The organism is Jeotgalibacillus aurantiacus, from assembly GCF_020595125.1.
Taxonomy (GTDB): domain Bacteria; phylum Bacillota; class Bacilli; order Bacillales; family Jeotgalibacillaceae; genus Jeotgalibacillus; species Jeotgalibacillus aurantiacus.
This window is the reverse complement of sequence record NZ_JACNMS010000003.1, coordinates 95154-118622: the sequence shown is the minus strand read 5'-3', so window position 1 is coordinate 118622 and position 23469 is coordinate 95154. Positions and strand designations below refer to the sequence as shown.

General features: G+C 43.2%; 31 protein-coding genes and 1 other annotated feature. Of the genes, 10 read left to right on the top strand and 21 right to left on the bottom strand.

The window, feature by feature from the left end:
• The first annotated feature begins 215 nt into the window (after positions 1-215).
• Both H7968_RS10105 and H7968_RS10100 read left to right on the top strand, forming a co-directional pair.
• Positions 216-515, top strand: coding sequence for a hypothetical protein (locus H7968_RS10105; protein ID WP_227396033.1), 300 nt, complete (start codon positions 216-218; stop codon positions 513-515).
• Positions 516-878: 363 nt separating this feature from the next.
• Positions 879-1100 carry a hypothetical protein gene (locus H7968_RS10100; RefSeq protein ID WP_227396032.1) on the top strand — a complete coding sequence of 74 codons (222 nt, stop codon included), beginning with the start codon at positions 879-881 and terminating at the stop codon, positions 1098-1100.
• A gap of 21 nt (positions 1101-1121) precedes the next feature.
• Here H7968_RS10100 and H7968_RS10095 read toward each other — a convergent pair whose 3' ends face one another.
• Complete coding sequence (locus H7968_RS10095; protein WP_227396031.1) at positions 1122-1325, bottom strand: DUF6440 family protein; 204 nt, start codon at positions 1323-1325, stop codon at positions 1122-1124.
• Positions 1326-1502: 177 nt separating this feature from the next.
• Here H7968_RS10095 and H7968_RS10090 point away from each other — a divergent pair, with 177 nt between their 5' ends.
• Positions 1503-2735: an MFS transporter gene (locus tag H7968_RS10090; protein WP_227396030.1), complete on the top strand. Its 1233-nt coding sequence runs from the start codon at positions 1503-1505 to the stop codon at positions 2733-2735.
• Between the two features lie 58 nt (positions 2736-2793).
• Here the strand turns inward: H7968_RS10090 and H7968_RS10085 are convergent, their stop codons facing one another.
• A complete protein-coding gene (locus H7968_RS10085) occupies positions 2794-3303 on the bottom strand; it encodes a CGNR zinc finger domain-containing protein (RefSeq protein ID WP_227396029.1) in 510 nt (169 codons plus the stop codon).
• 109 nt (positions 3304-3412) lie between these two features.
• Here H7968_RS10085 and H7968_RS10080 point away from each other — a divergent pair, with 109 nt between their 5' ends.
• From H7968_RS10080 to H7968_RS10070, 3 genes are read left to right on the top strand one after another with little or no spacing between them, the layout of a single operon-like run.
• The gene (locus tag H7968_RS10080; RefSeq protein ID WP_227396028.1) at positions 3413-4591 is read left to right on the top strand and encodes an MFS transporter; all 1179 of its coding nucleotides are present in this window, start codon (positions 3413-3415) and stop codon (positions 4589-4591) included.
• Between the two features lie 18 nt (positions 4592-4609).
• Positions 4610-4927 carry a hypothetical protein gene (locus H7968_RS10075; RefSeq protein WP_227396027.1) on the top strand — a complete coding sequence of 106 codons (318 nt, stop codon included), beginning with the start codon at positions 4610-4612 and terminating at the stop codon, positions 4925-4927.
• A gap of 6 nt (positions 4928-4933) precedes the next feature.
• On the top strand, positions 4934-5428 hold the full coding sequence (locus tag H7968_RS10070; protein WP_227396026.1) for a GNAT family N-acetyltransferase: 495 nt from the start codon (positions 4934-4936) through the stop codon (positions 5426-5428).
• 283 nt (positions 5429-5711) lie between these two features.
• On the opposite strand, the gene H7968_RS10065 is transcribed toward H7968_RS10070, so the two are convergent.
• The 6 genes from H7968_RS10065 to H7968_RS10045 all read right to left on the bottom strand — a co-directional run bounded on the left by H7968_RS10065 (position 5712) and on the right by H7968_RS10045 (position 10295).
• Positions 5712-6278, bottom strand: coding sequence for a DUF4256 domain-containing protein (locus tag H7968_RS10065; RefSeq protein ID WP_227396025.1), 567 nt, complete (start codon positions 6276-6278; stop codon positions 5712-5714).
• A gap of 15 nt (positions 6279-6293) precedes the next feature.
• The gene (locus tag H7968_RS10060; RefSeq protein ID WP_227396024.1) at positions 6294-6989 is read right to left on the bottom strand and encodes a hypothetical protein; all 696 of its coding nucleotides are present in this window, start codon (positions 6987-6989) and stop codon (positions 6294-6296) included.
• A 46-nt stretch (positions 6990-7035) separates the two neighbouring features.
• A complete protein-coding gene (locus H7968_RS18030; protein WP_319799492.1) occupies positions 7036-7200 on the bottom strand; it encodes a DUF5412 family protein in 165 nt (54 codons plus the stop codon).
• A gap of 25 nt (positions 7201-7225) precedes the next feature.
• A complete protein-coding gene (locus H7968_RS18025; RefSeq protein ID WP_264476698.1) occupies positions 7226-7411 on the bottom strand; it encodes a DUF5412 domain-containing protein in 186 nt (61 codons plus the stop codon).
• Positions 7412-7526: 115 nt separating this feature from the next.
• Positions 7527-9149 carry a methionine--tRNA ligase gene (gene metG, locus H7968_RS10050; RefSeq protein WP_227396023.1) on the bottom strand — a complete coding sequence of 541 codons (1623 nt, stop codon included), beginning with the start codon at positions 9147-9149 and terminating at the stop codon, positions 7527-7529.
• Between the two features lie 45 nt (positions 9150-9194).
• Positions 9195-9435, bottom strand: a binding site (T-box leader).
• Positions 9436-9512: 77 nt separating this feature from the next.
• Positions 9513-10295 (bottom strand): aminoglycoside phosphotransferase family protein, encoded by a 783-nt coding sequence (locus tag H7968_RS10045; protein WP_227396022.1) that lies wholly within the window; start codon positions 10293-10295, stop codon positions 9513-9515.
• Positions 10296-10728: 433 nt separating this feature from the next.
• Here H7968_RS10045 and H7968_RS10040 point away from each other — a divergent pair, with 433 nt between their 5' ends.
• Together H7968_RS10040 and H7968_RS10035 are read left to right on the top strand one after the other, a co-directional pair.
• Positions 10729-11397, top strand: coding sequence for a thioredoxin domain-containing protein (locus H7968_RS10040; RefSeq protein ID WP_227396021.1), 669 nt, complete (start codon positions 10729-10731; stop codon positions 11395-11397).
• Entirely contained in the window at positions 11397-11825 is a 429-nt protein-coding gene (locus tag H7968_RS10035; protein ID WP_227396020.1) for a disulfide oxidoreductase, read from the top strand. The genes H7968_RS10040 and H7968_RS10035 overlap by 1 nt, the downstream gene beginning before the upstream one ends.
• Before the next feature lie 28 nt (positions 11826-11853).
• Here the strand turns inward: H7968_RS10035 and H7968_RS10030 are convergent, their stop codons facing one another.
• The 6 genes from H7968_RS10030 to H7968_RS10010 form a co-directional block, all read right to left on the bottom strand.
• The gene (locus H7968_RS10030) at positions 11854-12465 is read right to left on the bottom strand and encodes a hydrolase (protein WP_227396019.1); all 612 of its coding nucleotides are present in this window, start codon (positions 12463-12465) and stop codon (positions 11854-11856) included.
• A 103-nt stretch (positions 12466-12568) separates the two neighbouring features.
• A complete protein-coding gene (locus H7968_RS18020; RefSeq protein WP_264476697.1) occupies positions 12569-12694 on the bottom strand; it encodes a hypothetical protein in 126 nt (41 codons plus the stop codon).
• A 135-nt stretch (positions 12695-12829) separates the two neighbouring features.
• A complete protein-coding gene (locus H7968_RS10025; RefSeq protein WP_227396018.1) occupies positions 12830-13480 on the bottom strand; it encodes a PepSY domain-containing protein in 651 nt (216 codons plus the stop codon).
• Between the two features lie 176 nt (positions 13481-13656).
• Positions 13657-14529 carry an AraC family transcriptional regulator gene (locus tag H7968_RS10020; RefSeq protein WP_227396017.1) on the bottom strand — a complete coding sequence of 291 codons (873 nt, stop codon included), beginning with the start codon at positions 14527-14529 and terminating at the stop codon, positions 13657-13659.
• A 120-nt stretch (positions 14530-14649) separates the two neighbouring features.
• The gene (locus H7968_RS10015) at positions 14650-15369 is read right to left on the bottom strand and encodes a hypothetical protein (RefSeq protein ID WP_227396016.1); all 720 of its coding nucleotides are present in this window, start codon (positions 15367-15369) and stop codon (positions 14650-14652) included.
• A gap of 90 nt (positions 15370-15459) precedes the next feature.
• Positions 15460-15813 (bottom strand): DUF2200 domain-containing protein, encoded by a 354-nt coding sequence (locus H7968_RS10010; RefSeq protein WP_227396015.1) that lies wholly within the window; start codon positions 15811-15813, stop codon positions 15460-15462.
• 129 nt (positions 15814-15942) lie between these two features.
• Between H7968_RS10010 and H7968_RS10005 the strand changes: the two genes are divergently transcribed.
• Both H7968_RS10005 and H7968_RS10000 read left to right on the top strand, forming a co-directional pair.
• Positions 15943-16449, top strand: coding sequence for a GNAT family N-acetyltransferase (locus H7968_RS10005; protein WP_227396014.1), 507 nt, complete (start codon positions 15943-15945; stop codon positions 16447-16449).
• Positions 16450-16557: 108 nt separating this feature from the next.
• Positions 16558-17010, top strand: coding sequence for an ASCH domain-containing protein (locus tag H7968_RS10000; protein ID WP_227396013.1), 453 nt, complete (start codon positions 16558-16560; stop codon positions 17008-17010).
• Positions 17011-17059: 49 nt separating this feature from the next.
• Here H7968_RS10000 and H7968_RS09995 read toward each other — a convergent pair whose 3' ends face one another.
• The 7 genes from H7968_RS09995 to H7968_RS09965 form a co-directional block, all read right to left on the bottom strand.
• Positions 17060-17812: a class I SAM-dependent methyltransferase gene (locus H7968_RS09995; RefSeq protein ID WP_227396518.1), complete on the bottom strand. Its 753-nt coding sequence runs from the start codon at positions 17810-17812 to the stop codon at positions 17060-17062.
• Positions 17813-17870: 58 nt separating this feature from the next.
• Positions 17871-18092: a hypothetical protein gene (locus H7968_RS09990; RefSeq protein ID WP_227396012.1), complete on the bottom strand. Its 222-nt coding sequence runs from the start codon at positions 18090-18092 to the stop codon at positions 17871-17873.
• A 210-nt stretch (positions 18093-18302) separates the two neighbouring features.
• Positions 18303-18590 carry a hypothetical protein gene (locus H7968_RS09985; RefSeq protein WP_227396011.1) on the bottom strand — a complete coding sequence of 96 codons (288 nt, stop codon included), beginning with the start codon at positions 18588-18590 and terminating at the stop codon, positions 18303-18305.
• A 328-nt stretch (positions 18591-18918) separates the two neighbouring features.
• Positions 18919-20817: an ABC transporter permease gene (locus H7968_RS09980; protein WP_227396010.1), complete on the bottom strand. Its 1899-nt coding sequence runs from the start codon at positions 20815-20817 to the stop codon at positions 18919-18921.
• Positions 20804-21580 (bottom strand): ABC transporter ATP-binding protein, encoded by a 777-nt coding sequence (locus H7968_RS09975; RefSeq protein ID WP_227396009.1) that lies wholly within the window; start codon positions 21578-21580, stop codon positions 20804-20806. The genes H7968_RS09980 and H7968_RS09975 overlap by 14 nt, the downstream gene beginning before the upstream one ends.
• A 91-nt stretch (positions 21581-21671) precedes the next feature.
• Positions 21672-22694, bottom strand: coding sequence for a sensor histidine kinase (locus tag H7968_RS09970; RefSeq protein WP_227396008.1), 1023 nt, complete (start codon positions 22692-22694; stop codon positions 21672-21674).
• Positions 22691-23374 (bottom strand): response regulator transcription factor, encoded by a 684-nt coding sequence (locus tag H7968_RS09965; protein ID WP_227396007.1) that lies wholly within the window; start codon positions 23372-23374, stop codon positions 22691-22693. Before H7968_RS09965 ends, H7968_RS09970 begins: the two co-directional genes overlap by 4 nt.
• Positions 23375-23469 lie beyond the last annotated feature (95 nt).

The following is a 23469-nucleotide window of genomic DNA, read 5'->3' as shown; positions in this document are numbered from 1 at the left end:
TTATGTTTTTTATTTCTATATTAATAATTAGAATAGTTAGATAATTAAAAACAATTATTTTCTATTCATCCAAATTGAAAGGAGGTCTAAAGAGAACGGGACTTTTCATTAATACCAGATTTACGTTTTAAATTCAGCCTGAAGCTGGTACATACAAACTGAAAGACGAACACGATTCAAATAAGCGTAAACTATTAAAATCAGGAGGTTCTATAATGAAAAAATATTTGGCAACTGTCTTTACACTAATTATCTCTCTTGGATTTGTGTTTGGTACTCCGCAGGCTAATGCAGCACCCATAGTAGAAACAAAAAATGTAGAAATTCAGAGCGCGTCAGCTACAATTACAACAAACGCTTATTTTTCTTCATATCAGGGTGCCACAAAATTCTATACTTTGAATAGAAACGGAGTTCTTTACAGAGGATACTTAACATATCAGGGATATTCACAAAGTAGATATATTTACTCCGGTACCCTATATAGATCAGACCTTCCATACCCAATACTTTAATTGTTATTGCCACTGAAACAGACATCTTTTTTCAGTGGCTTTCCTATTTTTTATTCTTGTTAAACAGCATTTAAAATCAGAAAGAAATATACTTATGCGAACCCACAACATCGTATAATGCTGTACTTTTCATCTCATTCCTACTCCGTAATCTCCACCACCTATAAACAACTGGCCCATCAAGACTCGTATGTGAGCGACTATCTGAAAAAACTCAATATAATATTAGAAGATTTCCAAAAAAATCATGATTGAGGTTTTTACAGGAATACAAACAAGCTTCTAACCATTCAAAGAATCATTTCTCCATGATAATTAGTATGTTACCCTTTAATAAGAATTTGTTTATTTATAGGAGGCAGCATGTTTAGAAAGTCAAAAAAGCTTTGTAATGGTTTGTTTGTTTTCGGAATTTTTATGATCATTTTCGGATGGATGCAGGGCTGGTGGCATTCTGAAAATGTCGAGCCCGTCACTTATGAAATAAGAAAATACGCATTTATGACAGCCGGTGGACTGATTTTACTGTTTACGTATGTGATTAGTGAAGTGTTGGAAGAAATGGAGAAACAGCAGGAAAGATAAAACTTAATATGAAAAGCCGGATCACTCCGGCTTCTCTACAACCACTTCACCGTTTTCATCGAGCAGCGGTGTTAAGCCTCCGCTCTGCCCCATCCACGTATGCATGTAATGCACACCTGTCTCCGTATCGACAAACACGGTGATTCTTCCGTAATCAGGTATTCTTTGAAAAGATTTCACGATAAAACGATTTTCCTCCTCGTTATGGTTGCCACGATAGAACATCTTTTAACCCCTCTCTATGTAATAGAAATAGTTATACCCTCATAGTAACGATTGGATTTCTGCAACACAAATCATACCAAGACTTTTGGATGAGTTCACATTCATCAATCAGGCTGAATACACACTCCACCTCTTCCTATATAGTTAAATTTATAATAAAGAGAGGAAGTTTTTAACATGAAGAATTTATTTGGAGATAGCAGATTTCGGCTGATTTTACTGGCAAATCTCGCCTCATCAATCGGCTCTGGCATTACTATGATCGCGATACCCTGGCTGCTTGTGACGAGCGAAAATGGCAGTGAGGTTTTTGGTTATATTACGCTCACGATGACGGCGATCAGTTTCATTATTACGCCACTCATCGGGCAACTTATTGACCGGATGTCACGTAAAAATCTGCTTTTAATCAGTAAGATTGTGAGTTTGATTGTCATCGGCACTTTTTCATTCAGCGGCTTTTTGGGACTATCATTTGAAACGTGGCATTATATCATTATTTATTTCACCGGAAGTCTGTATTACACCATTTTCTATCCGACGATGTTTGCGCTGAACCAGGAGCTGTTTACGAGCAGTCAGTACAAGTCACTCAATGGCACCATGGAGGTTCAGGGTCAGCTGTCGAGCGTCATCGCTGGTGGAGTCGCCAGTGTGTTGCTGGTCAATTGGGGCATCCACCAGATTCTACTGCTAAATGTAGCAGCGTATATGGCAGCCATCATTTTATTCATCAGAATTCCTTACATAAAGCGTTCGAAAAAGGATCCGAACGAAGCGAATCGTTCAACTGAAAATGCCTATACGTATATCAAAAACCAGCCGGCGCTATTTTACGTTCTGTTGCTGACAACCATGCCGTTCATCGGCGTTATGGTCACGAATTACATGTTCCCGGTCTATCTGGCTGAGGTGCTGGAAGCCTCAGGTAGCATTTATGGTATTAAGGAAATGATGTATGCGATAGGTGCTGTCACAGCAGGGCTGATCGTGCCTCTTGTAATGGTAAAGTTGGGACCGGGCCGGGCGATGGTTTACGGCATGATCATTTACACCTTAGCGATTTCACTCGTTTTATTGGCCAATATCCCAGCATTCCTCGCACTCATGTTTTTTATTGCCATCGGAAACAGCGGTACCCGTGTCGCACGAAATTCCTTTATGATGGACCAGATTCCAAACCAGTTGATCGGGAGAATCGACGGCCTTTTTCGAACGATCGGGCTCATGCTGCGAATGATTCTGCTCGGATTGTTTACAGGACTTGTGTCTGCGGAGCTGATTGCGGTGTGTTTTATGATACTGAGTTTAGTGATGATCACGAGTGTTTTGGGGGTTGTGGTTGCTTGGAGGAGAGGGCTCCATGTCGTTCAATCAATAAATTCAGAAGAAAATACACAAGCAGTCTAGCTTGTGTATTTTTTTTAATAAATGGATAAAAAATTGCTCAAGGTTATCTTGATCAGGCCTATTCTTTATTTCTAAAAGTCCGCACCTTCGCAATCGTCCCGCAAGCTCGTCCACTCTCACTTCGCTTCGTCATACTGCACCACTTTTTCGTCCCGCTTTTCGACTCATCAAAAAAGACATATTGACAATCAGGGCACATTTTCAATCTGTGGAACTGCTGTTCTTGTGCAAGCTGAACGATAATGATTAGCAGGTTTGCAGTCATGCTATTTTTAAGAGCAACGGGTTTTAGTACATACTTGTTTTCTGTGGCATGAACCTCGAACTTTATCTGCTCATCGATCAAAGTATTTAACACAGTGAAATCATGCTCTTTCAGCATTTCCCTTACTAGATTCCTAAAAGAGAGGGTATCATTCAAGGATTCCCCTGGGTCAGATTGAAAATGCTTCTTTGCAAAATTGACCAATGCTGACTGATCATGAAGCGCTTCTTCTGCCTGCCTTGTAGCATTTGATATAGACCAGGTATTCAAAAAAGATACTAAATTCTCTGTTTCTGTATTCATCGTAACCACCTATTCCTTTTAGAGGTTGCCTTATGGAAGAGTATACCATACAATCAATGTAACCATTTAAAATAATAGATGGTTACAACTTGTGCAGGAGGTATAAAACATGCGGGCAACTGGACAGAGGGTCGTGATCTTTTCAGCTTTCCTATTAAATCTGGCAGGTTTTGCTGTCTTCTCATTTCTAGCTGTCTATTTGACTTTTAAAATAGGAATTAACGGCTTCGAGACTGGAATCATACTCTCAATTTTGACTTTATCATCACGTGCTTTCCCATTCTTCACTGGACTGTTAGGAGACCGTATAGGCTACAAAACAATGATGACCTCAGGCTTACTTCTTCGCTCTGCAGGTTTTTTAGGATTAGCTCTGTCCGGAAATTTTGAATTCATTGCCCTTTCTTCTTTTCTCATTGGCTTTGGTGCAGCGTGTTACGAACCCTCCGCTCTCGCTTTCTTTTCTGCTCAACAGCATGCAGAAAATAAAAGACGTTCTTTTTTCTATCTAAATATGGGATTGAATGCAGGCGCTGCGGTTGGGCCATTGTTAGGAGGAATGTTGTTTTCGATCAGCCCCACAATCCCATTTGTCATCAGCAGTATCATTTTTTTACTACTTGCCTTTGTTCAAGTCAAATTAGTACCCCCGTCAAAACGAACGTTATATTCAGGTTCAATAGCGATTAGTTTTAAAAAGATCTTACATAACAAACCATACCTCCTCTTTTGTTTTACGATGATCTTTTACTGGTTTTTATTTGTCCAGCTGACTGTTGTATTTCCTGTGCATATGTACAACATGACGCAAAGTGAGCAATGGGTCAGCTATGTCATTACAGTGAATGCAATAACAGGTATTTCACTAATGCTTTTCGCTAAGAAAGCGTTCGAGTACTTGTCTCCATTTATATTAATTAGGTTTGGTTTTCTTCTTACCTCACTCTCTTTTTTTCTGATTATGGCAAACGGAACCCCTTATTGGCTGTTATTCTGCGTAATCATTTTCACAATCGGTGAAACGATGATACTTCCTTCATCAGATTTCGTGATTTCGTTGTTCTCAAAGGGTGAAAATGAGGCAGCCTATTATGGATTCAGCGATTTTTCTTTTGCGATCGGTGCGTCTCTCGGAAGCTTTGCAGGAACAGTGTTACTTCAGCAGTTGCCGGGTTCAATCATTCCCTGGCTTTTATTAATGAGTGTCGGATTGATCGGATTTGTTCTTAGTTTTAAATGCACGAATGAATCTGAGAATCTGAGTGAGAGCGAATTGAGGTATGATTAGAAGAAAAGGGGGCATCTCATGAAATCAAAACTCTTATTAGGCTTCGGCAGTCTGATCCTCTCTATTCTTTTTGTGATATGGACAGGTATGACTGGACAAATGATTGAGACTGAGGAAGAGTTGGCGACAGCATTCCCAATGAAGACAGGCCTTCCATTTCATTTTGGAGAGCTCCGTAATCCGGTGATTGATCTCCCTTTGCCTCATCGGTATGGAGGAGATTGTTGCTCCATTTTTATCACATCTTGGTCAAACTTTGTTGGATCTATTTTAGTTACATTTATTGTATTAATCGTACTGATCGTTGTTTTAAAACGTCTTCTAAAAGCGAGGTGAATATCAATGCAGACAATCGAATTACGTCCTCTTAAACTTACAGATTTCAACGAAGTCCTGCTCTGGAGCAGGGATGAGGCGTTTTGCTCAGCAAATGAATGGCCGGCTTACCGTGACCGGGATGAGTTGTTGAAGTGGTGGGAAACCTGTGTAAATAATAAGTCCGAGGATTTTATGCGGATAGGTATCACCCTTGATGACAGGCTGATTGGTTATGCTGATCTGGCCTGTATCACAGAGCGCTCCGCGGAATTTGGGATTGCGATTGGGGACAGCACGCTTTGGGGTCAGGGAATCGGATTTCGCGCTGCTAAGCGATTGATGGACCATGCCTTTGAAGTGCTTGGGATAGAGCAGTTAAGTGCTGAAACGCATGAGCATAATGTTCGTTCGAGAGGGATGCTTGAGCGGCTGGGCTTTGAAGAAGTTAGCCGGCTAGGCGCTGAGGAATGGGCTGGTAAACGTGGGGGGATGATTGAGTACAGGTTGAATTTGCAGTGAGGTGCTGGCTTGAGATAGTTTGCGTGGCGGAGGCCGTAAGACGGGATTCCTTCACTTTCGAAAGTCATTCCATCTTTTTAGATTTTATTTCCTTCGTTTGAAAATTTTATTCCTTCTTTCTGGAAATTAATTCAATCACAAGGGCTACGCTGCCCTTTTTTCCCTTCATTCCACGAACGGATTCCATCTTTCCAGCTGCGTGATTCCTTCATTTCAAAACATGATTCCATCACTTCAACACCTACCTAAAAAAGCACGAGAACAAGAAGTTCCCGTGCTTTCATCAAACCTTCAACACACCACGAAATCCTCTCGCGGCATAATAAGAATCCGCACCATTATGATAAACGAATACCGTATCGTAGCGGCGATCGCAAAAGAGTGCTCCGCCAAGCTTACGAATCGACTCAGGTGTCTGAACCCAGCTTGATGTTTTCAGATCAAAGCTTCCCAGCTCCTGCAAATGATGGTATTGTCCCTCCGTCAGCATCTCAATCCCGATTTCAGCCGCAAGATCCATCGCACTCGTCTCCGGCTTATTTTTCTTGCGCGCGTCCAGCGCTTTTCGATCAAAACATACGCTTCTGCGGCCAGCCGGACTTTCAGAAGAGCAATCAAAAAAGATGAACTCACCAGTCGATTCGTCCATCCCAACTACATCAGGCTCCCCTCCCGTCTGTTCCATCTCACTCAGCGACCAGAGCTTGCCTTCATCAGCTTCAATTCTTTCCTGAACATCTGCCCAATTCAGATCAGGGTGACGATTCATATTTTCATCAAAACGGTTTTTCAGCGTATTCAGTAATTCCTGACGCTGTTCTGTGGAAAGTCGTTTTCGAATTCCGCTCATGTTGGTTTCCCCCTTTTAATAACGACCCAATTCCTCTGAATTAAACGGTAAAAAATGCTCATAAGACGCATCAAACGTTGCAAAGGAAACCGGCTCATCCAAGCCCGGCTGGTTATCGATCAGATAGGCAATGGCTGTGCCGGAAGCAGCTGAGGCACCTGCTTTCAGATCGTAAGCAAATTTAACTCCGGAGCCTCTATTTTCATGGGCAGGGTTGGTCAGATCATTTTCTTTGCTGAAGTACCCGCTGAAATCCTGTATATCAGTCATGCCCCATGATTGACCGTACCATCTGCTGTCCCAGGATAACGAAAACCGATCCTCAAATCTGAAAAATGGCATGTCTGACCACTGATAATCGCCCAGCAGCTTAATATGCCGGCTCCCACCCTCCATGCCAAGGTCAATCGCTACGACATTAATGGCTATATCTCCCGGCTCACGATCAGGCATAGGATCATCCAGGTTTCCTTCATCATAAATGACCTGTCCGTTCCGTTTAAAAAACAACAATTTTTCAGCTGCATCCTCATTCGCAATAGATAATTTCGTTTCTTCGTTTAACACACTGATATACTCTTCTTTAAAACCAAGCTCTATTAACCTTTCGTTTATCTCATCATTACCCGGCACATCATTTGCAGATGATGCAGTTGGTAAAGCGATAAAACAAATCATCACCACAAAACACAAATGAATTCCTTTTCTCATTTTTACTCCTTTCATTACCCTGAGCGTAGAATCGGGGTCAGACCCCTCATCTACGGTAATCATACTTCTCATCCGGCACATCAAGCTCAATGTTGTTGATCTTTACTGTATCTTCATCCTGCCATTCGATATTTCCCTCGGTTGTTTCATACTGCCAGTAAATGTTTTTAGACCCTTTAGACGAATTCTCAAATTCAAGAATGCCAAGCACTGCGAAGTCAACGATTGCTCCGCCGTTATTCAGATAGGTTTTTTACAGTATATTCGCCGTTTGGTGACGTTTCTTCAGCAATCAGCTCACCCGGCTCTAACCGTGCAATACTGAAAAAAGCCCAGTAAATGAAGTATGCGATTAAAATCAGCAGTGTCATAAAAGCAACTAATGAACCGGTTATGTAGGGGTGTTTTTTAATAAATGTCATGCTGCAACTTTTCCTATTCTTTTACATCATTGTATCATCCAGAAAATGTTACATTCAATGTCCGATTCATTTTTTCAAATAGTACATTCCCTTTCCACAAAAACAGAACACACCTCTACCCCAGCTTCGCACTCTCCTCTTCAATTTGTTTCGTATCAATTCGCTTATAAATAGGTTGAACATCGTGAACATAATCAGGCAGCGATTCTACAACAGACCAGCCTTTTAAAGGTTGCTGCAGCATTTTTTCAATTTTTTCTGATGCGAATGGCAGAAATGGGCGTAACAGCTGCGCCAGGTTTTGAATGATGAAGACACAGTTTGTCAAAGTCGATTTCGCGCGGCTTTGATCTTCTTTCACATGTATCCAGGGCTGCTGTTGATCAAAGTAGCGGTTTGCTTCCCGAATGAAGGCAAAGATCGTCTCCAACGCCTGTTTGATCTCACCTCTCTCAATCAGGACACCGGCTTGATCATAAAGAGCTTTTATCTGGTGATGTAGTGCTGAATCGATCGGATGCCGTTCCACTTTTCCATCAAAGGATTGATCAATGAACTTTAACGTTCTGTTGACGAAATTGGCAAAGGCTCCGAGCAGCTCGCTGTTATGGCTGTAAATAAATTCACGCCATGAAAAATCGGTATCACGCTGTTCAGGGGCATTGATTGTTATAAAGTAGCGAATAGAATCCGGATCATAGGATTTCAACAGATCCGGCAGCCAGACAGCCCAGTTCCCACTCGTGGAAATCTTCCTTTTTTCAAGTGTCATGTATTCATTGGAGATGATGTGCGTCGGTAATGCAGGAAGGTTAATCCCCATCAAAATCGCAGGCCAGATGATCGAGTGAAATGGAATGTTATCTTTTCCATGAACATAATACGACGTCGTCTGCTCAGACCAAAATTTTGAGGCATCCTCTTTGTTGATCTTTGCCCACTCAAGACTCGCCGTATAGTAACCGGCTACCGCTTCAATCCAGACATAGATCTTTTTGCCCTCAAATCCCGGAATCGGCACATCAATTCCATTTGGCAAATCACGTGTCACAGCTCTGTCCGGGACCCCCTCCGCTAAATACCGTTTGGTCAGCTGAATCGCATTGTCACGCCAACTGCTCTCAACGCCAGATTTAGCTGCGTACTGCTCAAGCTTCTGCTGAAATGAATTGAAGGAAAAATAAAAGTGCACCGTTTCCCTGATCTCAGGCTCCTTTCCGCAAAGCTTACAGCGCTTTTCATTTAAGTCAAGCGGGTCAAGAATTTGTGAGCAGTGATCACATTGGTCCCCGCGCGCTTTCGCTCCACAGTTCGGACACGTCCCTTCAACAAAACGATCCGGCAAAAAGCGTGCATCATGTGCACAATAAGCCTGCTCAACCTTCTTTTTGTACAAATGTCCCTGCTCCAGCAACTTCAGAAAAATGTGTTGCACAACCTCATGATGATGTTCACCATCCGTTCGCGTATAAAGATCGTATGTAAAGCCCAGCTGCCGGAACGTTTCCTCAAACTCTTTATGAAACTGATCTGCAATCGCCTCAACCGTCGTTCCTTCATTGCTCGCACGTATAGAAATCGGCGTACCGTTACAATCGCTTCCTGAAACATATAGCACAGGCTTGCCCTTCTGTCTGTAATATCTCGCTAAAATATCCCCCGGAAGTAAAGCTGCTATGTGCCCGACATGTAAAGAACCATTTGCATAAGGCCAGGCTCCCCCAATAAAAATACTCATCCCATCTCCTCCTTAAAATAAAAAAAACGTCCTAATCGAAGTATCGATTAGGACGAGTATGCTCGTGTTACCACCTAAATTTACACACAGCTCACACCATGTGCCTCTGTCAGTACGTATTCATACTGCCGCCGTTGTAACGAGTGCTCATCTCGTCGTAGCCTACTTTAAATGTTCGGTACGAAGCTCAAAGGCCATTTTCAACAAGGATCATCTGCTTCATTTCCACCATCAGAAGCTCTCTATCAAACTACCTCTTGTCTACTTTCCTTATCAACGCTGTTATCTGGTTAGAAGGAGTTTACCACTTTGGATAAATATAGGCAATCATTTTTTTGCAGACTTGGTATCTGTCTCCAAACTTTACACCCACTCCACTCCATGCTCGCGAAGGAACTGGATGTCTGCCTGATAGTGTTTGTCATGGCCTTCGTCGATCATTTTTTGAAAAGCCGGATTACCTTCTGCTGCTTTTCGATGCATGGTCCTGCATAAGCCTTCGAGTCTGAGAATGACCATGTTGATGATGTCCTGCTCAGGTTTGTCATTGCCGTATGCCTCATAAAACAATTTGACTCGTTTTTTGATCCCATCTGCGTCTTCTGGCGAGTAGTGAATGGCCTCTCCTGCTTCTGTGTGATAAAGGCGGCTCAATGGTACACATGTGTAAAGTGCATAGGCCACATCCCATTGCCGCGGACCCGGTCCAGCATTGTCAAAATCGATCACCCCAACCGGTTTTTCCTGATCAAAAATCAGATTATAGATCGCAAAATCGTTATGACAGATGATTTCGTGAGGCTCCGGCGTACAATCAATCGGCTGCCAGGAATCATCAATTGGAAAATCACTGACCGCATCATGATATCCCCGGAGCATTCGTGCAATCCCAGCAAGTGTCTCGTCTGACCACATATACGATTTCAAAGGGTAATTTCCCGCCTCACCCTCTATAAAAGTCAATATTTCTCTTCCTTTTTCATCCATACCAAGAAACCGCGGAGCCTGCGTAAATCCCTTTTTCTCAAGATGCCTTAATAATTGATGGACCTTTGAACTCTCCGGCTTCAACGTACGTCTGACCGTATTGCCAGCACGGTATACGCTTGAAACATTGCCGCCTGATAATTTTTCTTCATGATTCATGTAAATTCCCCCTGGTTAGGGATTTCCTTAGTGAACAAAATGAGATGTATTTTTCCCAAAAATAAAAACAGATGACAAAAGCATCTGCTCAGAAATGGAAGTTAATTTATCCACACGACGGATCCCTTGAATGATTTAAGAACGACAAATAAAAGGTCATCTTTCTTGATGGCCTTTACTGTCTTTATCCAATTACATCAATTCACAGAAATCCACATGGGCACAAATTCTCCTTCCACTACATCTCTACATCAACTTTACCATTTACATCCATATAGAACAATAGTTTAAATGAGAGACAGACCCATACTCTCCATTCATGAACATTCTCTGAAATATCCAAAAGAACGTTTGTATTGGTGGTGATTTAGTAATAGAATGGTGATCAAATGGAAGTTTGAGTGCTTTTAATTTTAGGTGAGGGGTTATGGTCATGAAGAATAATGCCTATAAGATTGCGGTTGTGGTGACGCTGCTGGTTTTTGCGGTTGTTGGCGCTTTTGTTTATATGAATAGCGGCAGCCAGACGGCTGGATCGCAGAGCAGTGATCAGCCTTCGATTGAAGGACAGCCGACGATGGGGAATACGGATTCTCCTGTTCAGGTAGTCGAGTTTGGCGATTTTAAGTGTCCTTCGTGTAAGGCCTGGGGAGAAATGATCTATCCACAGCTCGTGAGCGATTATGTGGATACAGATAAAATCTCATTTTCGTATGTGAATGTACTTTTTCACGGTCAGGAATCTGAGCTTGCTTCTCTTGCCGCTGAGTCTATTTACAAAATGGATCCTGATTCCTACTGGGATTTTCAAAAAAAGCTTTACGAGGAACAGCCTGCTCAAAATCATGATGCAGTATGGGTGACAAATGAAAAACTGCTGGAGGTTGCAGCTGAGACCACAGATGTGGATTTAGCGCAGCTGGAAGAAGAGCTGAATAACGCGACGATGGCAGATGAAGTGGCGATTGATACTGAATTGGTTGAACAATTCGATGTGGCTTTTACGCCGAGTATTATAGTGAATGGCACCATGCTTGAGGATCCTTTTGATTATGAGGCGATTAAAGCGCTGATTGATGAAGGATTAGAGGAAAATGAGTGATGGCAGCATCTAATCAAAAGGCCGGCCTGTTTTTATTTGCAGCCTGGCTGGTCTCGATGATTGCCACTTTTGGCAGCCTGTATTTCAGTGAAATAGCGGGATTTATTCCGTGTGACTTATGCTGGTTTCAACGCATTTTCATGTACCCGTTAACGATTATTTTAGGCATTGGCGTTTTCCAGTCGGACTTCAGGGTAAATCGGTTTGTGTTTCCTCTTTCCATAATTGGTGGATCCATCTCTGCCATGCATTACATGGAGCAGAAAATCCCCGGCTTTGGCGGCATTAAACCATGCGTGAGCGGAGTTCCGTGTAACGCTGAATACATCAACTGGCTTGGATTCATCACCATTCCGTTTCTGGCTTTAACGGCCTTTGTGTTGATTACGGTGCTGATGGTGTTCGTGACTGTTTTATCAAAAAAGTAAGCGTAGACTAAGGGTCTGTCCCTGAAGTCTACGCTTTTTTCATGTCCTTCATCAATGCGATCCCTCTCTCCACAGACGTTTCCACGTATCCAATGATTTGCTCGAGTGTAAATACGGACAAAGGCTGTTCAAGATCTTTTTGATCAAAATTCATGTCGTCTAAAATGCTTGGCAAAAAGTTTTCTATATCTGTTCTTTTCACTTCATCTATTTCGACGATGTCAGCGTTCTGTTTAAGTGCATCTTTCAAATGGTCCGTCACCTTATAGTGATGCAGCAGTTTACCGTTCAGCAATTGAAAATCCCTGTGATATCGCACAAAGACTTCGCTGTCAGCCTCCATCCGGTTTCTTAACCATGGTAAATAAAAACCTTTTAACCAAAGGTCATCAGCGATTAAATGTGTGAAGTACCCCTGGATAAAAGGGGACGCCTGATGAGACATGTACTTTTCAAAAAACTCGTCGTGAGCAATCCGCCTCGACCCATCCTGTTCATCCCCCCGATAAAAGTGCGACGAGTCTTTTGGTGAGACTGCATCCGCTGCAATCCCTCCTGCGATAAATGAAGAACGATCATCAATGTTCATTTCATCTGCAACTCTGCCCGCAATAATGGCGTGCATAATCCGTGATCCCATGCCTTTACCTGCTTTCATTATGTATCGTCTTTCAGTCGTCACACAATGAAAACGTACATCCAGCGTTATTCAAACCAGGAATAGCGCAGATATACGTCTCATTTTATTTAAAGATCAAATAAGCAATCATTACCGCAATGACAACAAATCCGCCAATCGTAGGTGTCCCATACAACGCCCGGTTCCAGCCATCGTCTGTCTCAATCTTACTCTTCTTCTCCTCATTCATGAAAACACTCCTTTTCATGATCAGTTCTGCTTTTATTTTACCATTAATTGTATCATTGTGTAGCGTTTAGGGACACTCTCCAAAGCCTACGCAAAAAATCCGGCCAGCGCTTGCTGACCGGATTTTATTCTATGATTAGTCTTCCAGATTCATTTCAAGGATTTCACCTGTTACTGCATCAATTTCAAAGTCTGCATCGTCGTCATCGCCGTTACCTGTGTTGATTTCAATTTCGTAGATCATGCGGCCGTCATCGTCATCGAATTCAACGCTTTCAAGTGTGCCTGATACTTCTGCCATTGCGATGCTGACTGCTTCTTCCTGAGTGATATATTCTTCATTTGTATTGGCAGATGTTCCATTTGAAGCAGTTGCTGAAGCTGTTCTATTGTCATCGTCTGAAGAATTGTCGTCAGCCTGATCGGTGTTCTGACTATTGTCGTCATCGCGATCATCGTCGTCATCGTCACGCTCTTCCTTCGCCTTTAGAATTTCTCCTGTTGACGCATCCATATCCAGATCATAGTCGATTTCTCCATTATCAATATCAATTTCGTAAAGATACCCTCTGAACTGCTTCTCAAGCTCCACACTTTCCACGACACCCTCATACTCTGCCAGCGCTTTTTCCTTCGCCTCATCCACACTGATCAAATCAGACTCATTAGCCGGCTCCGGATTCACAATCCCCACAGTTCTGAACTGATCCGTCATCGCACCTGCACCTAACGCTCCACCTAAAATCACTGTACTCGCCACTGTTCCAATAATCACTTTCTTATTCATATTTAACGCCTCCTGAAATTTGTTTTGTTTGTTGTTCTGATTACATCTTACCCAGCCAAGATGAGAAGAAAAGATGAGGAAGATTAGAATTTGATGAGAATGTTTTGTGTAGAGTTTGTGGGCTGAACCGGACACTACAAAACGCAAAAAAACAGGCCCGGTAGCAGGCCTGTTTTTTATGCGTTCATCCGTTTGACGGGAATCCAGATTTCACTTTTAAATGAGGGTGAGGTTGTATCGTTGTGTTCGTTCCAGAGGATTTCAGGTCCTTCTGTTTGTTCGTACTGGCTGGTTGGGAACCATTCAGCGTATATTCTGCCCCAGATATTTTGCAGCGTTTGAGGAAATGGACCGACTGCTTCGAACACTGCCCAGATGGAAGGGGCTACCTCAAGTTCATCAAAGCCCTCTGGACATTCATTCGTAGTCGCAACGCCGATCACATGATCAAGCTCTCCCTTTTCCTCCATGCGTCCTTCTGAAAAGTTGACAGAAGCACTGATCATTCCGGCAGGCTCTGTATTCGACTGCGCCTTCAGCCGTCCGATATGATCCTCCGTTAATCCCTTCCACATCTTTTCAATCTCAGGATTTACCCCTTCAAACACGATGGGCACCCTCTTTTTAAACCCGATCACACGAAAAGCATCTTTTTCCACAATACGATAGTTCATTTCTGTTCCTCCTTTAACTGTTAACTGAAAGGTCATCGGAGGAAATGCCTTTAACGTTTTGCCTGTATCTCTCGCTTCTGCAGGCGACATGCCATGAAAGCTCTGAAAGGCCCGAGTGAATGAATCTGCAGACTGATAACCGTACTTGACCGCAACATCAATAATACGCTGATCCTTCAGATCAAACGCAGCCAGCGTCAGCCTTCTGAGCCGGATGTACTCTGACAGCGGGATACCCGCCAGGAAAGCAAACATCCGCCTGAAATGATATTCCGAACAGCACGCACGCCTCGCCACCTCAACCATCTCAATCTCGTCTGTTAAATGATCCTCAATATAGCTTACAGCCTCATTAAAACGTCTCAGCATCTCCATCTCATAACCTCCTTGCAAACAGCATAACAGGGAGAAACTGAACGGGTCCGACAATCTGTGCCCGTTAATGTAGAGTTTGGATCTGTCTCTGATTTTAATCTCATTTCACTTTGAATACTGCTATTGAGAAAGGTCTGTATATTCAAAGAAATCCGGTTCTGGTTTCATTACTTTAGTGCCTTTATCCGACTGAAAATAAATCTCTTCTTCGTCCCCATAAAGTACTGTTATATTGGTATCTCCAAAACTGAGCCTACTTGTTTTTTTCCTTTGAAGCATCTCCTCTTCTTCCCAATCGATCGCTTCATTTACAAATCCAATAATGTGCCTGATCGTAGCTTTATCTTTTATCTCCGAACAATAATTATCATGTAAACGTTTATAAATACATATGTTCTCCGGCATTTTGCTAACCCAGGTCGTTGAGTAATGAATAGGATTTTTATCATAAATCACTTCAGTTTGTTCCTCAAAAGAATTAAAATTAGCCGAAATCGTTAACTCCCCATCAAACCCTTCTTTCCTCCATCGGGAATAGAAGCCGCCCCAATCATTTTCTGCCTCATGATCATCAAGTGCTGATTCTTGATACTGTATATCCCATCCAAGTTCAGGTAATTTATTCAAATAGAACTGATGGATATCTATCCAGCGATCACCTTCTAAAACGTATTGATGGTCATCCAGTTCTAATCCATTAAACAATGGGATGTCGTCGTGCTCCTCTGGAATAATAGACATCCCCTGATAAGGGTCTTCCTTTAATTGTTGATAGACAAACCATCCCACAGCAATCAACATGAGCAAAGCACCGGAAGCAAGCCATTTCGTTTTATTCATACTACTCCCCCTAAAATATCTCTTTTATCTACACGTGTATATACTTTGGCATGGTTCTCATTTCAACTTTTATCATTGAAACTTTATTATTTAAGGCTTCCTCAATATCTTCTCCATCGCCTTTCCTTTGGCGAGTTCATCAATCATTTTATCCATGTACCTGATTTCCTGCATGACGGGCTCTTCGATATGTTCAACCCTTACTCCACAGACGACGCCCTTGATCAGCTTTCGCGCAGGATTCAGCTCAGGTGCTTCTGCTAAAAAGGTTTCAAAATCGGTTTTTGCTTCAAGCTGCTCATCCAGCTGTGCCTGGCTGTACCCTGTCTGCCAACGGATGATTTCATCAACCTCTGCTTTCGTCCGCCCTTTTCTTTCGGCCTTCGCAACGTAGTGAGGGTAGACACTGGAAAAGCTCATCGTGTAGATTTTGTGTTTAGTCATGAGTATCGCTCCTTTCATTAAAAATAACATCCTTATACTTATATCTTTCATATACATCATTTTAATCGGATAATCCTTTTTATTTCTAAATAATGTTATCATTTATTCAATCTGAAAAATATAGTCGAGGTGATAAGCATGATCATTGAACAATGTCATGCAATTGAAAAAGAGTTACAACCACTCTCCAGCCTTTTAATAAAAGTTGTAGAGGATGGGGCTTCTATTGGTTTTTTGCCTGGAATATCGTTGAATGAGGCCGACGATTATTGGAAGAGTGTGTTGAACCCTGACATTTATCTTTTTATAGCAAAGGTCGATCATCAGTTAGCCGGAAGCATTCAACTCCACGCTTGTTCAAAGCCCAACGGTTTACATCGTGTTGAAATCGCAAAGCTCATGACACATCCGGACTTCCGTCGCCGGGGAATTGCAAGGCGCTTAATGGAAAAAGCAGAGGAGCACGCTAAAGCTTTAAACAAATCACTGATTGTCCTTGATACACGTGAAGGAGATCCCTCAAACCTGCTCTATCATTCAATGAACTACCAGCCGGCAGGTAAAATCCCTGCCTATGCAAAATCGGCTAATGGAGACCTGCACGCGACGGTTTTTTACTACAAGATATTAACTTAAGGAAAACATTGGTCTATGATCATACTAACCAGAATTATTCGCTATGTCAGAATAAATGGGACTTAAAATTTATACCCGGAAACAGAGGTAGTTCTTCAGGAGGTCAACATGAACAAAGCAGCGCAATTATATTGGAATAAGTATTGGGCGTTCCGCACGACTGAGAAGCCGCAAAAAGTAAGCGCATGGCAATTTGGTGAAACGCCGGATTATTTGGCTCAGCTGGTGATTGATGGGATCAAGACGGCCACATGTTCAGGCCACGTCTTTTATGAACTCGAGAATGAGCCACTCCCTGCCGTAAATGATTACAACATTATCCTAAATGGAGCAGACGAACCGGTTGTGATGACCAGAACGGTTGAGGTTCAAGTAATGCCAATGAACGAGGTTCCGGAGGCATTTGCGGTAGCTGAAGGTGAAGGCGATCGGACCTATCAATACTGGTGGGACACGCACGTCAGGTTCTTTAAAGAAGATTTGGACAAAGTCGGACTTTCCTGGTCAGAGGACATGATGGTAGTGTGTGAGAGATTTGAAGTCGTGGATGTGATACGGTGAAAAAACGCAGTGAAGATGGCATGCCGTCTCCGCTGCGTTTTTCGTTCGATTATTTGGTAGCCTCATAGGTGATCACCTGATTCGCACTGACCGGATAGCTGCCATATTCATAATCAGCTGAAATGACCACCTCTTTAAATCCAATCTGCTTCAGAATCAGCACCATTTCCTCTACTCCGTACCATCTCAAAGGAAAAACTTCGAGTTCAGTATCAACTAATTTGTCATTTTTCCATTTTTCATATTTATGATGGATGTATTTTACCTGATTCACAAAATCCACATCCACCAATGTCCCTTCTATGGTGATGGATTCATTTTCCTCACTTTTAATAAGTCTTTTGGAAATGCTGCCAGTATTAAAATCGCCAGGCAGATCCATATCTAGAATCAATCTGCCCCCAGCCTCCAAATGATGATAGAAGCATTTCAAGGCAGAGATGGATTGTTCCCGGTCATGCAAAAGCAGGAACGAGCCTGCCGGGAGGATGATTGCCTCATACTTGTCATTCAGGTCAAATGAAGACATATCCAGCTTATACACGTCTGCCTTCAATTTCCTGTCTTCTAAATGCGCCTTACAAAATGCAAGCATGTCATCAGACAGATCAAATCCACTGATATTGATTCCTTTCTCAAGCAAAGGAATCAGCACACGCCCATTCCCAACCGCAGGCTCCAGCACTTTTCCTCTAACATCCTTCAGCCTGTTCTCATAATACTCCACATCCCCAAACGACTTCCCAATGTATTTATCAAGATCATAAAACGCTGAAGATAATTTGCCGTAATAACTCAAAATGTTGGCCTCCTTTTATGTAGACAAGGATCAGCGTAGAGGTGGGGTCTGCCTCTGGGGTCTACAATGAAAAACTCCACACAACCAGTCCCATGCTGATCATCCCCCACAATGCAGCTGCAGCGATCCACTGAATGACGTATCGTGCATGCATTTTGGCCTCAGGATGATCTTCATTTTGCTTAATAAATGCAACCTTCCATTCCATCTTTCTTTTCATCGAAAACAGAAAAACAAAACCGGCTGAAATAATCGTGATGTTTAACAAGATTAGTGCATTCACTTTCATCACTCCGTTTCTTTATAAGTCAGGCGGGCTTTCAGTTTTTGCCTGATAATCACTGAGAGGCACACGATACTAAATAGATGGATTTACGCTGATGGACGATTGAGGACTTCATTTGAGGTGAAAACTGCAAACAATATGTTCACGTTTACTTTAACATAAAATCCCATTATATAAAGAGAAATCTGTCCCCCTACATCTGCCTGATCAGGAAAGATTCGCTCCAAACCAGATGAAAAAAGCAAGAATCCCAGTGTTTATAATCGTTAACACCAAAGCGATCACAGCGATCCATTTCTTTTCATTTTTAGTGGAGAAGGTGATAAAGGTAAGTAGGATAGAAGCTAAGGCTGACACAATGACTACAATAATCACTAAAAAACCAACTTGCTCGTTTGTTGCAATAGCGATCGGATCCAGAAGAACCATAGACAAAGATGCGAGCAACGCAAAAATCAGGTAAGTGTAACTTCTCCAGGAATACCTTTTAGACAAATTCGTTCCTCCTAATAGATAACGATACTACTATCGTAAATGACCCATTTATAGAAGTAAATGGAATTGTATCATTTATGGTAGTTTTTAAATCGATTCAAATATTATTTGTCGCGTTCCGGAAAATATATGTATCGTTTCAGATTTTTATCGTATCGTTACCCTTTGAAACTAACGTTTTTGTATCGATTCACCACGGAATTGTTATGTTTCAAAATAGAAATGTACTGTTCCAACTTTTAATTGTATCGTTCCAGAGCCACACACCAAAGGTAGAAAAAAGGTCTGTCCCTCAGGTCTACCGTAGACCAAGGGACAGACCCCAATACTACCCTCTGATCGCGCGTGTGATTTCGCTGCGGGAGTTGGTGATGCTTAGGAGATAAAATGCCAGATAGATCAGAGTAAAGATGCTGATTGAGATAATGACGGGAACTGTGATGTTTGTCCTGAATAGAAAGGCGACGGATTTCAGGGCAAAGTAGGTGTGGCCAAGTCCGATGACGAGCGGAATCGCGAAGAACAGAAGCTGCTTTCGTCCGACGCCGCTCATCATGTTGCCAACGGTAAAGCCGAGCTGACGAAGTGTGCGGTAGCTTCCTTTCTCTTCCTCGACCTCTGTCATCTGCTTAAAGTATAGAATGCTGCCCGTTGCACTTAAGAATACAATGCCTAAAAATCCTGCGATGAAAATAAGTACGCCTGACATCTCCATGCGTATCAGCGTTTCATCAACATTGGTGCTATACAGCATGCCTTCTTCAGGATCAGGTGAGATGGCATGATACATTTCATTGGCTTGTTCCCGTTCAGCCTGATTCTCCAAATTAAACGTAAGATAGTTAGATTCGTAATCAGGTTTTACTGCACGGTAATCCTCTTCATTTAACGCAAATACATTGAACTGGACGCCATAATTCAGCGCTGCTTTATTTTTAATTTCCACTAGTTCTAATGATTTTCCTGCTAAATTTACAGTGGTGTCCTCAGGCATTGATGGTACGACCATGCCGCCAAAATATACGGCTTCTCCCGGTTTGACTGATACCTCAACCCCGGCTTCACTCAAATCGCTCGCCGAAACAAAAGTCGGATGATTGGAGTCAATAGGGATACCTAACCCCTGATCAAAGTTCTCATAGGTTACATCATGAGAGAACGTTTCAATCTCATGAGCTTTATATGAAAGATCCGCCTCTTGCATACGGCCCTCAAATTCCGTAGCGTATTCAGCATCATCAGCTTCAAGAAAAATAAAATCATGCGGATATAAAATATCGGCTTCTTCTTCAGCAGAGTAATAGAGAGAATACGCGCCCGTTACCAGCGTAAGTGTAATCGCAGAAAGCGTAGCGATTAAGGTCAGCATTCTCGCGTTGCTCTTCAGGCGGTGAATCAATGGTGCCAGCGACAGTGCATGCTTGAACTGTAAATGTCCGTTCATCTGTTTACGGTAAAGGGTCAGCAGCCAGCCGATCGATACACGGAACACAAGATAGGTCCCGAAGACCGTGGAGAACAACACGAGGAGCATATTCACTAACAGAAAAGCATTCAGCATTCTCCCCGATAGCCAGTAACCGAATCCAACAAGCAAAATTCCGGCAAGCCCCATCAGCAGCTGACGGACCGGTTTGATTTCACGAATCTGTTCCGTTTCAGCTTTAGACTGAAACAGCTGGACCAGCGTGTGCTTCCGCACAAATCTGATCGTCTGCCAGGAGGTCACCACAAGCAACAATATGAGCAGTGCACCCGTTTGCAATAGTGCTGCAGTAGAAATTTGAAAGCCGACGTTCATATCAAAACGCATGATTTCGAAAAATAATAGCAGGAACAGCCTTGAGAAAAGAAGCCCTAATAGCGTACCCACAAGTGCTGCTAATGTCATCATAATGAGATTTTCGATCAGCAGCATCCGGATAACCGCTCCCCGCGAAAGACCAATCAGCTGATACAGTCCGATCTCTCTGCCCCGCCTTTTAAAGAACAGATTTTTCGCATAGGTGACGAAGACAAGCATGATCGCTGCCAGGAAAAAGACACCAGACCGGAACGACGCACCAATGCCTTGCGAGAATGAAACCGCCTGCGTGATCAGCTCACTATATTGCATTGTGCTGAAAATAAAATAAAGCATTACACTGAAAATCAGTGAGAAAAAATACAAATAGTATTGGCGGATGTTAGCCAGCATATTGCGCCGGACGAGCTCACTTAACTTCATGAATCGTCCCTCCAAGCACACCCTGAACATTTAAAATATCGTTAAAAAAGGCCTGACGGCTGCGACCGCCGCGATGAAGTTCCGTATAAAGCCGGCCATCCTGCAAAAACAGGACGCGGCTGCAGTAGCTTGATGCCAGCGGATCGTGCGACACCATCATGATTGTTACGCCATTTTGACGATTCAGCTCTTCCATTTTACCGAGCAGGACAGCTGCTGATTTGGAATCGAGTGCCCCGGTCGGCTCGTCTGCAAACAGAATTTTCGGCTCATGAATTAACGCACGTGCTGCAGACGTCCGCTGTTTCTGACCACCCGACAGCTCGTGTGGATACTGATTCGCGACATGGGCAATGTCAAAAGTATTGGCCAGACGTGCATAAGTGGCTTCCACATCTTTTTTCGCATGACCGCCCAATGACATCGGCAGCAGAATGTTTTCTTTAGCCGTCAGCGTTTCAAGTAGATTGTAGTCCTGAAAAATAAAGCCGAGCTCTTTTCGCCGGAATTCAGACAAACGTTTATCACGCATTGCTGTCACATCCGACCCATCAATGACGATACTTCCGGATGTCGCCGTATCAATGCTGGCAAGGACATTCATAAAAGTCGTTTTCCCCGCTCCGGATGGACCCATAATCCCGACGAATTCTCCCGCTTCTACATTTAGATCAAGCCCTTTTAATACTTCAATGGGCTGTTTTTTCGTTCCAAAGGTTTTTCGTATATTTCGTGCCGTTAAAAGTGGTTTTGATTGAGACATCATTCATACTCCTTCCCTGTTCTGTCTCCATCATAAGCAAACCGCAGCTGACAATCGTTCGATTTACATGACAATGCAGGTGACATTTTTGTCACGTTGCGTGATAGGGTTTTTGAAACGTATCAGGTGACGGGAAAATCAGCCGTGCGCATGTTCCCGTTTGATCTGATCGTATATCTATTTTGATGCCAAACGAATCTGCAGCCCGCTTCGCTAAATACAGGCCGAGACCCGTTGCATTGCTCTGTCGTCTGCCCGCTTCCCCTGTAAATCCTTTTTCGAAAATACGGGGCAGATGCTCAGGTTTAATGCCAGGTCCCTGATCCTGAATCACAATTTCCGTGAAGCGGTCATTTTTTTCAGCTAAAATGGTGATTTCACTCTGATCCGGACTGTATTTCACTGCATTGGAGAGCACCTGTCGAAAGACAAACCGGCTCCATTTTAAATCAGTCAGGACCGTGAAATCTTCTCCCTCAATATCAAATCCGATTCCTCTCGCCCGGCAGATCGCAGAAAGTGCCTTAATTTCAGGAAAGATGATGTGTCCGGCTTCCGCATGCTCCATCACCGTGTCATGCTCGATTGACGAAAGCCTTGCCTGATAAAGCTGCTGCTCTAAAAGAAAGTGCAGGCGGCTCCATTCAAGCTCCACCTTTTGTATCGCAGGATGATCCTTCTCAGCATCAATCTGCAGCTTTAACGAAGTAAGTGGCGCTTTCATTTCATGCACCCACGCTTCAATATCAGCAGCTTTCAGCGATTGCGTTTCCTCACTTCCCTCCGCCTGACTTCGCGCAAGACGCGATGCTTCTGAAATCACGGTTTGCAAACGTTGCTCTTCGTGATTGCCCGCTTCCGGCAGGAGCGTTTCCCAATCTTTGAGGTCATTGTCTAATGTCATGTCTTCCACTTCTTTTAAATATCTCGTTTCCCGTTTAGCCCTCCAAACGAGAAACGGAATAAAGCAGATGATCAACACGCCATTAAAGTAAAGGACGCTGGTGTCACTGAGCGCGAGACCCGGATCCAGCCAAAAAAGGATATTAGCGAAAACGAGTATCAATACAAAGCCCGCGATCCAGCTTTTCTTATCAGCAAGATAATGGATCATCGGCTCACCGCCATATAACCAATCCCTTTTTTCGTGATGATGACATCCTCCATCCCAAGGTCAGCCACCTTCTGACGCAGCCGGCCAATGTTGACCGTCAGCGTGTTGTCATTGACAAAACGCTCGTCATCCCAAAGCTTCCTGATCAGCGTGTCACGCGGCACAATTTCATTCGGATGCTCAAGTAAAATCGACAAAATATAAAGCTCATTTTTTGTTAAATCCATGGTCTGGTTATGTAACGAGAGCGTGCCTTTTTTCAGATCGAGCTCGGCTCCGTTCCAGGTCTGGACTGGACTTTCAGCTTGAGCATCCTGATACTCATAGGTGCGACGGGCAATCGCCTGAATTTTAGCGACAAGCACCTCCATGTTGTAAGGCTTCTGCACGTAATCATCTGCGCCAAGCTGCATCGCCATCACCTGATCCATCGGGTGATCACGCGATGAGAGGAAAATAATCGGCACCCTCGATTCACTCCGGATCTCACGGCACCAGTAAAACCCGTCAAACGCCGGCAGCTGGATATCCATTAGCACAAGATGAGGTTCCTCTTCCCGAAAGGTGCTCATCACATTCTGAAAATCTGTTGGCACCGACACCTCGAATCCCCACTGCGCAAGGTGCCGCTCCATCTGTTCTACAATCTGTCTGTCATCCTCCACCAGAAAAATATTCATCTTCTAAAACCACCTGATTTTGTTATGTTATAGGGATAGAATACCATATTTTGAGGGGTGGGGTCCGGCGAGTTGGGGTCGGTTCCGTGTGGGCG